We start from the raw sequence: 13134 nt of genomic DNA, 5'->3' as shown, positions 1-13134 counted from the left end.
TTCAAAAATGGAATTAAAAGATATTTTTTATACTTTGGGAATTTTATTTACTTTTTCTATAGGCTTGTTGAATTATATTACAACTTTAAAAAATAGAAGAAATGTATTGAGAGAACATGTGTATAAAGAACAATTTAATGTGTTTAGTAAATTAAACTTCGAGTTTCATAAGTTGAATTGTATTTTGATCAAAGCTTTAAAAGTTAAGGTTAATAATGATGTTATTAAAGAAAATATTGAAAACATCGAAAACATTTTCTACTCCAATATTCACATTTTACCAACAAAATTATCTTTTATTTTTAAAGAATTAATTACTTTAGGAGAGGATTTTGTTGTAAAAAATGATCAGACAAATTCTATTTTGCTGCCTGAATGTTATAATGATTTCAATGAAAAGTATTATGTATTTATAAAGTTAATAGTTAAAGAACTGGGTGTTTCAGAGTTATATGTAGAAAATAAAAAGTTAGTACAAAAATAGTTGTCTTTTTAGATTTTAGTAAATTTAAAAACTAATATATTCTTGGTTTTGGCTACCGCCGAAGGAGGAAAACCAACATTGTCTTGCTACATTTCTAAAGAATTAGTTGCCGACAGAAAACTAAACACAGGCCAAGTGGTTTGTGAATTAGGTAAATACATCCAAGGAGGAGGAGGAGGACGGCCTTTCTTTGCTACCGCTGGAGGAAAAAAGGCAGATGGAATTGACGAGGCTTTGGCAAAAGCGATAGAATTTGTGAAGTAAAAGAATTAATAAATCAATTAAAACCCCAAATACCCATTTTAAAATTGGAGTATTTGGGGTTTCTTATTTAAAGTTTTTTTTATTTCGTATTTTTGAAAGAATAAAAACATAGAATGAACTTCACGACTAAAATCGATATCCCAAAAAATCCCAATCCAATAGACTACAGCTCCAAAATTGTGTCGTTGGGTTCCTGCTTTGCAGAAAATATCGGTGATAAATTTGATTATTTCAAATTCCAAAGTGCAGTCAATCCATTCGGAATTATTTTTAATCCGGTCTCCATTGAGAAAATTATCGATAGGTTGGTTAATGATGCTTTATTTACGGAAGAAGATATTTTTTATCATAATGAGCGTTGGCATTGTTTTGAGATCCATTCAGATTTAAGTCATTCGGATGCATCCGAATTATTGGAGAATCTGAATCAGATTTTGGTGGAAACCAAAAAACAAATACAGGAAGCAACCCATGTCATTATTACCTACGGAACTTCTTGGGTGTATCGGAATATAGAGAAAGATTCTATTGTAGCTAATTGTCATAAAGTACCACAAAAGCAGTTTGACAAAGAATTATTGTCAATTGAAATTGTCGAAAAATCAATTCAAAACACAATTGATTTAATCGAAAAATTAAATCCAAACTGCAGTTTTATTTTCACCATTTCGCCAGTGCGCCATCTCAAAGACGGTTTCGTTGAAAATCAAGTCAGTAAAGCACATTTGATTACTGCGATTCATCAAACAACAAATAATGAACAACAAACAATAAACTATTTTCCCAGTTACGAAATCATGATGGATGAACTTCGGGATTATCGTTTTTATGCTGAGGATATGATACATCCCAATCAAACGGCAATTGATTATATCTGGAAGCGTTTCGGTGAAACTTTCATTACTGAAAATAGTTTCGAGACAATGAAAGAAGTTCAGGAAATTCAAAAAGGTCTAAATCACCGAAGCTTTAATCCTGATTCTGAACAACATCTTAAATTTGTATCAAAACTACATCAGAAGATTAATTTTCTAAAAGAAAAATTCCCCCATATACAGTTTTAAACCTCATTTTCTTCAAAAAATGAAAGAAAAGAAAATTATGTTCAGTGAAATTTTGGAATAAATAAGCATAATTATGTAAATTGTTGAAGTATATTTTTTACAATTTTGTAAGTTGTATTGCAAAGGCAATAATTATTTGCAGTACAGTTTTAATCTTAACGTGTTTTATCGACCTATGAATGCGAAACAAATTCATTTTCTAAAGAAAACACTACGTGTATTGCCTTGGTGTGTCGCTTCAACAGTTGCTATTTTGCTTCTCCTTATAATTTTAATTCAAGTTCCATTCATCCAAAATCTTGCTAAAGATGAAGCAGTTGATTATCTGCATGGGAAGCTTAAAACCAAAGTTTCTCTGGACCGAATTTCAATTGAATTTCCTAAAGATGTAGTGCTGGAAGGTTTTTATTTTGAAGATCAAAAAAAAGATATTTTACTGGCTGGAAAGCGTTTAGAAGCTGATATAGATTTATTCAGCTTAATGTTTAGCAAACTTGAAATCAATTCAGTTTCTCTCGAAAATACAAACGCCAATATTTCAAGAAATAAAGAGGGAGTTTTCAATTTCGATTATATTATCAAAGCCTTCGAATCGAAAGAGCCGAAAGATCCCAATAGCAAACCTTTTAAAATATCAGTTGTAAAGGTTAATCTGGATAATGTAAAATTCAATTATAAAGATGATTTTTCTAAAAATGATATTCGGGTAAAACTCACGCATTTTGATACTAAATTCAAGAAATTCGATTTGGATAAAATGGATTTCAATATTCCGAATATTAATTTAAACGGATTAAAATTAGTTTTGAATCAGGATGCTGTCGAAAAAATTGCGGAGGTTTCGGTAAAAACAGTTGATACCATTTCGAAACGAAAAGATTTCAAATTAAAATTAGGGAAAATCAGTTTATCAAAGATTGATGTTTCATATGATAATAAAGATTCAAAACTGGATTCGGGAATACGTTTGGGTAATCTGGAATTAGCCGTCAACGAGATTGACTTGAATAAACAGCTTTTGGATTTTGATTCTTTTGAGTTGAAAAATCTAAGAGGAAATTTAAGATTGGGTATAAAAGACACAAAAATTAAAACCCCAGATTTAGACTCAATTTCAATCAAACAATCAGGTTGGAAAGTAAAACTTAATGATGTCAATATTCAGAATATCGTTTTCCGATTTGATGACATGAAATCAAAACCGAACGCAAAAGGAATTGATTACAGTCATCTGGATTTGGACAAATTCAATTTAAAAGCGGAAAAATTATACTACGGAAATGATACTATTTCGGGAAATATAAAAGCATTGGTCGCAAATGAAAAAAGTGGTTTACAGATTCAGGCTTTAAAAACAGATTTCTTTTATGGCCAGAAAAATGCGTTTTTGAATAATTTGTATTTGAGAACACCGCAGACACTTTTGCAGAATAAAATTAGAATTGGATATCCATCGTTAGCTTCTTTAAAAAAGAATTCCGAAAACCTTACGATTGATGCCAATTTAAATCAGTCTAAAATTGGTTTTAAAGACATTCTATTATTTGCTCCAGATTTACAAAAGTTCAATCCGTTTAAAAGAAATCCGAATGCAATTGTGTATCTGAATACTCGCTTAAATGGAAAAATTAAAAATCTGAATATTCCGTTATTTGAAATGAGCGGAATCGGAAATACAAGAGTTTCTCTTTCTGGAAAAATTACTGGTTTGCCTGATGGTCAGAAAGCATATTATGATTTGAACATTAAAAAACTGTCGAGTACTGCAAAAGATGTCTATTCTTTTGTGCCTCCAGGAACGATTCCGAAAAACATTCAATTGCCTTCTCAGTTTAATCTGCAGGGAAAATTTAAAGGTTCAGTTCAAAATTTTAAAACCAATTTGGCTTTAAACAGCAGTTTTGGAAATGCAAAAATCGATGCCTTGTTCGATCAGCGCATTAAGAGAAAAGAGAAATACGATGCAATGGTTTATTTGCAGGATTTTGACTTAGGCCAATTAATTAAAAATGATTCCATTGGAAAAATTACGCTTAAAGCGAAAGTAAAAGGGAAAGGCCTAGATCCAAAAACAGCACAGGCAAATTTGGATGGAATTGTCCAAAAAGCAGTATTTAATAGATATGCATACCGAGATTTAACTGTAAAAGGAAATATAGAAAACGGATCTTTTGCTGTAAAATCAGGAATGAAAGACCCAAACCTGAACTTTGATTTGACAGCCAATGGTAATACTAAAAGCAAATACCCAGAAGTTCAATTAAAATTAAACCTTGATATTGCCGATCTCGAAAAACTGAATCTTCACGCTGGTCCAATGAAATTGCGCGGAAATGTTGATGCCGATATTGTCAACAGCAATCCGGACTTCTTGAACGGAAAAGTGTTTCTTTCAAACATTCAGATTTTGCAGGATGAACTGATTGTGCTGGATTCTGTCAAAATTTCGGCTTTTGCAGATAACGAAAAAAATAACATCAAAATAAGTTCACAATTCCTGAAAGCTGAGGTTGACGGAAAATACAAATTGACAACATTAGCATCAGCAGTAAAAAAATCATTATCGAAATATATTGATTTAAAAATGCCAAAAGTAAATGTCGAATCAGATGAGCAGCGATTGACTTTTACATTGTCAGTAGATAATGATCCGATACTTTTTAAAATCCTGCCTAAATTAACTGGTTTAGAGCCTATCAATATTTCTGGAAAATACAATAATCGAACAGATTCTCTGGAAATAAAAGGAACAATTCCGAGAATTGTTTATGCTAATAATACAATCGCTGACGGAAAAATAAATATCGAAGCCAAAGGAAATGCTTTAGAATATCAGATTTCGGTAGCAACGATTGAAAGAGGCGAGATAAAAGTTCCATTTACCAGTTTGTCCGGTAAAGCCGAAAATAATATTCTTTCATATGCATTGCAGGTAAAAGATTCAAAAAACAAAGAGCAATATGTTATTGCCGGTGAGTTCCTTCGTCAGGATGCCAAAAATATCCTGAAAATTAACTCTGAAAATTTCGTCCTTAATTATGACAAATGGAATATTAATCCCGAAAATGCAGTTGAGTTTGGAGATAAAAGACTGTACGTAAATAAGTTTTTTATAGATAATTCAGGTAACGAACTTAAAATACAATCATTAGGTAATCAGAATAATGCACCGATTCAGGCTGATTTTGTGAATTTCAAAATCGAAACCATTCTGAATATGGTTAAAAAAGACAAACTGCTTATGCAGGGTTTAATCAATGGAAATGCTGTTATAGAAAACGTGATGACATCGCCTATTTTTACTTCGGATATAAAAATAGATGATTTTGGTTTTAGGGGAGAAGCTGTTGGAGATATTGCTATAAAAGTCGATAATAAAACGGCAGATACACTTGTGGCAAATGTGGTTTTAAGCGGCGAAGGCAATGATATAAAAGTAGATGGAAATTATAGAATCAGTGATGGAGGTTTGGATTTTAATACCGCTGTCAATAAATTAAATATTAAAAGCATTCAAGGCTTTTCGATGGGAAATATTACTGACGGAAAAGGTTTTTTATCAGGAAATTTTAAAATTACAGGAAATGCGGAAACACCAAAAGTTAATGGTGAATTAAACTTTAATGACAGCGGTTTTAGGATTACAAAACTCAATTCCTATTTTAAGGCAGATAATGAAAAAGTTACTTTCAGTAATGAAATAATAGCGTTTGACAACTTTACGCTTTATGATGAAAATGGTAATGAATTAGTTCTAAACGGCACAATGCAGTCTCCAGATTTTAGAACTTATAATTTTGACTTAACAGTAGCTGCAGATGATTTCAGGGCAATACATTCCAAAGCTTCTGATAATGATTTGTTCTATGGAGATTTATTTTTAGATACAAAACTAAAGATAAAAGGAACACTCGAAAATCCTATTGTAGATGGAGTTGTTAAAATAAATAAAGAGACCAAATTCACAGTTGTTTTGCCTCAGTCTGATCCTTCAATTGCCGATAGAGAAGGAATTGTAGAGTTTGTAAATGAAGATAACTTATATCTGAAACAAGCCGTTCAATTGGAGAAAAAACTCAATCAGTCAGAGCTAATAGGCATGAATGTAAGCGTTGATATTTCGCTAGTTAAAGAAGCGGAACTTACATTGATTATCGACAAAGGAAATGGTGATTATCTTAATCTGAAAGGCGAAGCTGAACTTACGGGAGGAATTGATCCTTCGGGAAAAACAACTCTTACGGGCAAATATGAAGTTTCAGACGGAGCTTATGAGATGAATTTTAATGCAATCCGAAGAAAATTTAATATTCAAAAAGGAAGTTATATTGTATGGAACGGAGAACCAACAATGGCAACTTTGAATATTACGGCAATTTATAAAGTCAATGCTGCTCCAATCGATTTGCTTGGAAACCAGTTGGGGGCAGTAAGTTCAACCGTTAAAAACACTTACAAGCAAAAAATTCCATTTCAGACTTTATTGAAAATGAATGGCGAATTGCTGAAACCCGAAATCACATTTGATATAAAACTTCCTGATGGAAATTATGGAGTTTCATCAGATATTGTATCTGCTTCTCAGGCAAAATTGGAACAGCTGCGACAAGAACCGGCTGAATTAAATAAACAGGTTTTTGCTCTTTTGCTTTTAAATCGTTTTGTTGGCGAAAATCCATTTGCCAGTGAAAGTGGTGGTACAAGTGCTGAATCATTAGCGAGACAAAGTGTTAGCAAGATTTTATCACAGCAGTTAAATGATCTTGCGGGAGAATTGATAAGTGGTTTTCAGTTGGATTTCGATTTAGAATCGAGGGAAGACTACACTAGAGGAACCATGGAAAACAGAACCGATTTGAATGTCGCTGTTTCTAAAAAATTACTTGATGATCGATTAAAAGTTACTGTAGGAAGCAGTTTTGGTGTCGAAGGAAAGGAACGTGCCAATGAGGAAACTACAAATATTGCAGGTGATGTTTCTCTGGATTATCAGCTTACAAAAGATGGCAGATATATGGTTCGCGCCTATCGCAAAAATGAATATCAGGTTGCGGTTGAAGGTCAGGTTATAGAAACTGGAGTGGCATTTGTCATCACAATGAACTACAATAAATTCAGAGAACTTTTTCACCGCAGTGAAGCCGAAAAACAGCTGATTAAAGAAGAAAAAATTCGCAAAGAGAAGAGAAAACAGAAAGAAAAAGAAGAAAATAAAGAGAAAGATCTAATAGAAGGAAATSAGCAAAAAACATAGTGATTTGAAAATCAGATATATAAAATATTTTATAGTGCTGTCCTTGTTTTTTTCTTTTGGGTGCAGCAATACTAAATATTTGCCCGAAGGCGAGTTGCTTTACACAGGAGCTTCTGTAATGGTGAAGGATTCTATCATGAAAAAGAAAGACAGAAAAGCACTGGAGAAAGAAATGGAAGGCTTGTTGCGTCCTAAACCGAATAAAGCAATATTAGGTCTGCGTCCCAAATTATGGTTTTACAATTTAGCAGGAAAACCAACAAAAGATAAAGGAATCAGGTATTGGTTACGAAATAAAGTAGGTGAAGAACCCGTGCTTTTCAGTAAAGTCGATTTGGATTATAACGCAGCCGTTTTAAGAAATTTTGCAGAAAATCGCGGTTATTTTAAAAACAGAGTCAGCGCTGATTCTACTGTAAATAATAAAAGAGCAACAACAGAATATATCGTTCAGATGAGAAAGCAATATAAAATAAAAGAGGTGAGATTTCCAGAAGATTCTTCCGCTTTAGGAAAAGCAATTGCCAGAACGAGCCGCAGATCATTATTAAAAGAAGGAAAACCATACGATCTGGATATTATAAAAGCTGAACGGGAACGCATTGATGCCAGATTAAAAGAAAAAGGATTTTACTATTTTAACCCAGATTACATTTTGGCGCAGGTAGATAGTACAAAAGGCGATTATGAGGTCCGTATTAAATTAAAAATAAAAGACGAAACACCCGAGAAAGCCAAAATTGCCTATAAAATTGATAAAATTATAGTCTATCCAAATTTTGCAGTTTCAAAAGACAGTCTCAAATATAAAAAAGAAGACATTGTCCAGTACAATGATTTTACAATTATTGATACAGCAGATACTTTTAAACCCAGAGTTTTTGACAGAGCCATACTTTTTAAAAAAGGAGATTTTTATAATCGAAAAGATCATAATCTTACTTTGAATCGTTTTGTAAATCTTGGGACATTTAGTTTTGTAAAGAATGAATTCAAAAATTCAGACAGTTTAAAAAACACTTTAGATTCCTATTATTATCTGACGCTTTTACCTAAAAAATTTATTCGTTTTGAGGTTGTGGGCAAAACGAATTCGGCGAGTTATACCGGTACAGAAGTCAATGTAAACTGGAATAACCGAAATACATTCAGAGGAGCCGAACTGCTTACCGTTTCTGTATTTAGCGGTGCCGATTTTCAGCTTGCAGGCGAAAATAATGGCAAAAACATCTTTAAATTAGGAACCGAAACCAGCCTGACTTGGCCTAGATTTATTACGCCGTTTCATATTCAGGGCAATAGTGAATTTGTTCCCAGAACCAAAGCCATGCTTCGGTATGAATATCAAAACAGAACACAGCTGTACGCTTTGAATTCTTTTAATACTTCTTTCGGTTATTTATGGAGAGAAAGTGTCCGAAAAGAACATCAGTTAAATGTTATGGATATTACTTATGTAAGCCCAAATAATGTAACGGCAGAATATCAGGAAGATATTGATCAAGATCCGGCTTTAGGAAAAGTAATCGAAAAACAATTGATTTTTGGACCAACCTATTCGTATACATATACGAACACTATGCAGAAGCGAAAAAAACATACCTTTTATTTTAGCGGAGAATTAGATTTGGCTGGAAACATCACGGGTTTATTAACCGGAGCCAATATCAAGAAAAAGGATACCATAAAAATATTTGATGTGCCGCTTAGCCAGTTTGCAAAAATAAAAACTGATTTCCGCCATTATATAAAACTTGGAAAAGATGCAGAATTAGCAAGCAGGATCATTGTAGGCATTGGACTGCCTTATGGAAATTCAAGCGTGATGCCTACATCAAAACAGTTTGTGTCAGGAGGAACCAATAGTATTCGTGCTTTTAGAGCCAGAACACTCGGCCCCGGAAGTTATTTTAATACCCCAACAACAAATTCATCTTACCTTCCTGATCAGTCCGGTGACCTAAAATTAGAATTTAGTTCAGAGTACAGGGCAAAACTTTTTAGCATTGTTAAAGGAGCTTTGTTTGTAGATGCTGGAAATATTTGGCTCTTAAATGCCGATCCTAATAAACCGGGAGGTGAAATTTCTAAAAATTTCATGAAAGATATTGCCGTGGGAACTGGAGCTGGTTTGCGTTTTGATTTGTCGTTTCTTGTTTTAAGAACAGATTTAGCATTTCCGTTAAGGAAACCCTGGCTGCCTGAAAATAACAGGTGGGTAATTGACAATATTGATTTTGGAAACAGTACTTGGAGAAAAGAAAATCTTATTCTTAATATTGCGATTGGATACCCATTTTAAAAGGAATTAATTTACCTTAACATGAGTCCGATTATTAATTTTTTTGGAGCAGAAAGATTTGGCTTTTTTGTGAATATCGTCCCGCTCCGTTACAATCTTTTTGTTTTTAAAGAAAAAACAAAAAGGATTTTCACTTTAATCGGGGCTAAGAATTAACATTTAGCTTTTTTGTTTACATTTTAAAAAAAAGAATTAATTTGGCTAAAATAAAACAATAAAATGCAAAATATGCTCAAAAGAATAATAGCCGTAGCTGTAATCATAGTCATAATAATTTTGGCTTTCAAATTCTGCGAATTCAAAAAAGATGACGACACATCATTGGATTATAATACAAATTTGATTCAGCAGCAAATTGTTAATGTTGGTAAACTAGTTGTTACCGAAGGGCATTTCTCCGAAGTGGTAACCTATAAAAACCAGCAGAAATACATGATGGACATACTTTCGTTTGAGAAAAAAGCCATCGTGATTGTCAATGCTGATGTTACGGTTTCGTATGATCTGCATCAAATGAAGTATGATGTTGACGAAGCCAATAAAACCATTACGATTCTTAGTATTCCGAAAGAAGAAATAAAGATAAGCCCAGATATCAAATATTATGATGTGCAGCAAAGTCAGATGAATCCGTTTACGGGCGATGATTACAATAAAATCAACAAATCGGTAAAAGTCAATTTAGCCAAGAAAATCGAAAAATCATCCTTGAAATCCAACGCTCAAAACCGCTTGATAAGCGAACTTTCCAAGATTTTGATTCTGACTAATACCATGGGCTGGAAACTGCAATATAACGGTAAAGAAATCTCAAACGAAAAAGAACTGCAGCAGGATTTGAAGTTGTAAAAGGCGGTAACACAGATTACACAGATTTTCGCAGATCCATTGATTGTGTAAATTTTATAGTTGACAGTAATAATCAGAAGAATCGAATGAGGACAACATTTATAATATCAATAGTATTTAGTTTCTTCTCGCTTTCCGTGATTAGTATGAATAAATTGAAATCAAAAGAAGATACAATCCAAAACAAAAGAAAATGTTCTGCCCAAAACGTAATATTAAAAACCGAAAGAATTGAGAGTAACCGAAAATTTATTTTTTGGAAATTGCCTCACAAAAAGATAATTACTGTTGATCGAATAATTGATGTTAATGGTAAAGTAATTTTAAAGAATTCTTCAATTCAAATTTGTTCAAATGATGCTTGTGACGATAGAAAATTTCGTAGAATAAAAATTACAGATAACGAAATATGGATTTTTAAATATGGCAGAAACCCCGAAAAAGCAATAATAAAACGTTATGATTTTTGTATAAAATATCTTGGAGAAAAGATTTGGAACGAAAAATCTTTCGAGGAATATTAACATACTGAAGAAATTACTATTGCTAAACATAGAATACAAATATTCCACAAATTTTCACTCAAAACAATCTGTGAAAATTTGTGGAATCTGTGTTTATAATATTCTGTTTTTTTAATGCGTCGTTTCTTCATTCTCAAAAATCAACTCCAATCCATTCGAAATTAATTTCTTGATTTCTGGACGCTGTTTTTTTAGGTTTTCCAAATGCAAAAGAATCTGCTGCATTAAATCCGTTTCATTTCTAGTATTCAAAAGCTCAATTAATTCTACAGAAAGCAACCAGTCGTTTGGATGATTATTTTGAAGTTTTTCAAAAATAGTTTCCAATGAAATAGTTGTGTCATTTGATTCGCGAATGTTTCTTACGGTTTGGTACAGTACTTCCAGATCGTCTCTTTCGGCAGTATGTTTGGCTTTAATGGTTTTGCTTGAAGGAACGTGCAAAATCAAATCAAAACTGCTCACATCGGCTGGACCCGAAAAAGCTGAAACCAGTTTTTTGCCCACAGCCATGTCATAATTTCCCCATTCCGGCTGGAATAAAACAGTCTCTCCGTGTGTAACCGTGCAGTTTTTAAAACAAATTAAAATGATTTCTCCGTGCAGATTCCTCTTTCCGGTAACGATTTCTCCAACCACTTTTATATCGCCTTCAAATTCCAAAGTAGCGGTTTGTCCTTCATAAACGCCATAAGCTTTTAAGTCTCGAGGACTCATATCTTCAATGGCCAGATTAATTCCCTTTAATTTTCCTATTGGACTGCCGAAACCTTCTGGATGTGTATTTGTGCCGTGTCCCACCAATTCTTTTTCACGATACGATAAAGCAGTTTTGCCCGTGGTTTGAAAGTAAATTGGTTTTCCATGTTCTTCAATCACTTTCGTAAATATCCCCGAAATCTGTAATCCGGTACTCAATTCAACAGTTCCCAACGCTTTGGAATGAATTAGTTTCTCAATACCCGACAGTCCTCCCGTGCGCAAAGCCATAGTATTGGCAAACTCTTCCAGAATCAGGCTTAAGTAAGCAAAATCTGGAGTGACATACAGCTGTGGCTGTAATTTGGTAATGTCAAAACTTTGGTTAACTGCCGAGAAATCATAAGGGATTTTCTTTACGTTATCGGTCATGCACCAAGCGCTTTCGCCAATGGACGACAATAAGCCAGCACCATATATTTTTGGGTTTTCCAATGTTCCTATCAAGCCATATTCCACTGTCCACCAATGCAGGTTTCTAATTTGTGCCATTTCAGATAATTCGCCCATATTGTTTTGCAGGTCTTCTACTGCTTTTTCGGCAGCTTCAATTTTCGCTTGTGGAGTATCTTCTGCTTCTTTCAAAATAGAAAGTAATCGAATTGCCTCGTACATTTCATAATCTTTATGTGATGAAATGGCTTTACAGCCTATTTCGCCAAAACGGCGCAGGTATTCTGCATATTCAGGATTCGCAATAATCGGGGCGTGGCCGGCACCTTCGTGAATAATATCGGGAGCAGGAGTGTATTCTATATGTTCGAGCTGACGAATGTCTGATGCAATGACCAGAACATTATACGCCTGAAATTCCATAAAAGCATTCGGCGGAATAAATCCATCTACCGCAACCGCAGCCCAGCCAATTTCGCTGAGTATGCGGTTCATACCATACATACTCGGAATGCTGTCCACCTCAATTCCCGTTTTTTTTAAACCTTCCAAATACGAACTATGCGCCACTTTTGATAAGTAGTTTACATTTTTACGCATAACATACCGCCAAACCGCTTGATTTATAGGAGTATAATCACTATAATCCTGAGGCTTAATAAACTGTTTTAAGTGCTTCGGCAAACGGTCTAATAACGGATTGCTTTTTATTTTTGTATTCATAACGAAAACGATATAGTTTATAGCAAATTTACAATTTTTAGGAGCTATTTCCAGCTATTCGTTTCAATCTTTTTGTGAAAAATCTATTTTTTTGTAAGCCATTGTAGGAGCTCCCTTTGGTCGCTCTGCACCGGCAACAAAAAAATAGATTTTTCACAAAAAGGATTTTTACTATACACGAGCGAAGCAATCTGGACTAGGGCTGTTGGGGTTAAAATATAGCCCAATTTATTAGTAAAGATAATTTACTTAAGATTATTCGCGATTGATTCTAAAATTACCTTGTATTTATAGTAACAGTTTCTAGACATTCAGTTTTTAACGAAGAAGCAACTAATAGAATAAATAAGAAATACGTTTTTGCAGCATTAGTTTGCCATCAATTTAGTTCAAAGTAATAAAATGTTGCTATTAATGTTAAAATGATTTTTTGTTTCAATAAAAGTTCTATTTTTGGTTTATTGTAATCGATTACATAAAATAATAATTGATTAAAAATACATATAAATTGCTCCAGA

General features: G+C 33.3%; 7 protein-coding genes and 1 pseudogene. 7 read left to right on the top strand and 1 reads right to left on the bottom strand.

Annotation, left to right across the window (positions count from 1 at the left end; translation table 11 throughout):
* Window positions 1–7: 7 nt before the first annotated feature.
* From AC1DVP_RS13625 to AC1DVP_RS13595, 7 genes and pseudogenes are all read left to right on the top strand, one after another.
* On the top strand, window positions 8–484 hold the full coding sequence (locus AC1DVP_RS13625; RefSeq protein ID WP_477184027.1) for a hypothetical protein: 477 nt from the start codon (window positions 8–10) through the stop codon (window positions 482–484).
* Window positions 485–517: 33 nt separating this feature from the next.
* Window positions 518–748: pseudogene (locus tag AC1DVP_RS13620) on the top strand (DHHA1 domain-containing protein); the annotation flags it as partial.
* 113 nt (window positions 749–861) lie between these two features.
* Window positions 862–1812, top strand: coding sequence for a GSCFA domain-containing protein (locus tag AC1DVP_RS13615; RefSeq protein ID WP_477184026.1), 951 nt, complete (start codon window positions 862–864; stop codon window positions 1810–1812).
* A gap of 175 nt (window positions 1813–1987) precedes the next feature.
* Window positions 1988–7066 (top strand): translocation/assembly module TamB domain-containing protein, encoded by a 5079-nt coding sequence (locus AC1DVP_RS13610; RefSeq protein ID WP_477184025.1) that lies wholly within the window; start codon window positions 1988–1990, stop codon window positions 7064–7066.
* Between the two features lie 4 nt (window positions 7067–7070).
* The gene (gene tamL / locus AC1DVP_RS13605) at window positions 7071–9368 is read left to right on the top strand and encodes a translocation and assembly module lipoprotein TamL (protein WP_477184024.1); all 2298 of its coding nucleotides are present in this window, start codon (window positions 7071–7073) and stop codon (window positions 9366–9368) included.
* 228 nt (window positions 9369–9596) lie between these two features.
* A complete protein-coding gene (locus tag AC1DVP_RS13600) occupies window positions 9597–10217 on the top strand; it encodes a DUF4230 domain-containing protein (RefSeq protein ID WP_477184023.1) in 621 nt (206 codons plus the stop codon).
* A gap of 86 nt (window positions 10218–10303) precedes the next feature.
* Entirely contained in the window at window positions 10304–10741 is a 438-nt protein-coding gene (locus tag AC1DVP_RS13595) for a hypothetical protein (RefSeq protein WP_477184022.1), read from the top strand.
* Window positions 10742–10852: 111 nt separating this feature from the next.
* Here AC1DVP_RS13595 and AC1DVP_RS13590 read toward each other — a convergent pair whose 3' ends face one another.
* Complete coding sequence (locus tag AC1DVP_RS13590) at window positions 10853–12616, bottom strand: aromatic amino acid hydroxylase (protein ID WP_477184021.1); 1764 nt, start codon at window positions 12614–12616, stop codon at window positions 10853–10855.
* Window positions 12617–13134: the final 518 nt, after the last annotated feature.

It is taken from the genome of Flavobacterium sp. P3_A6 (genome assembly GCF_056403035.1).
The sequence above is the reverse complement of the archived record's forward strand: the minus strand, read 5'-3'. Positions and strand labels throughout refer to the sequence as shown.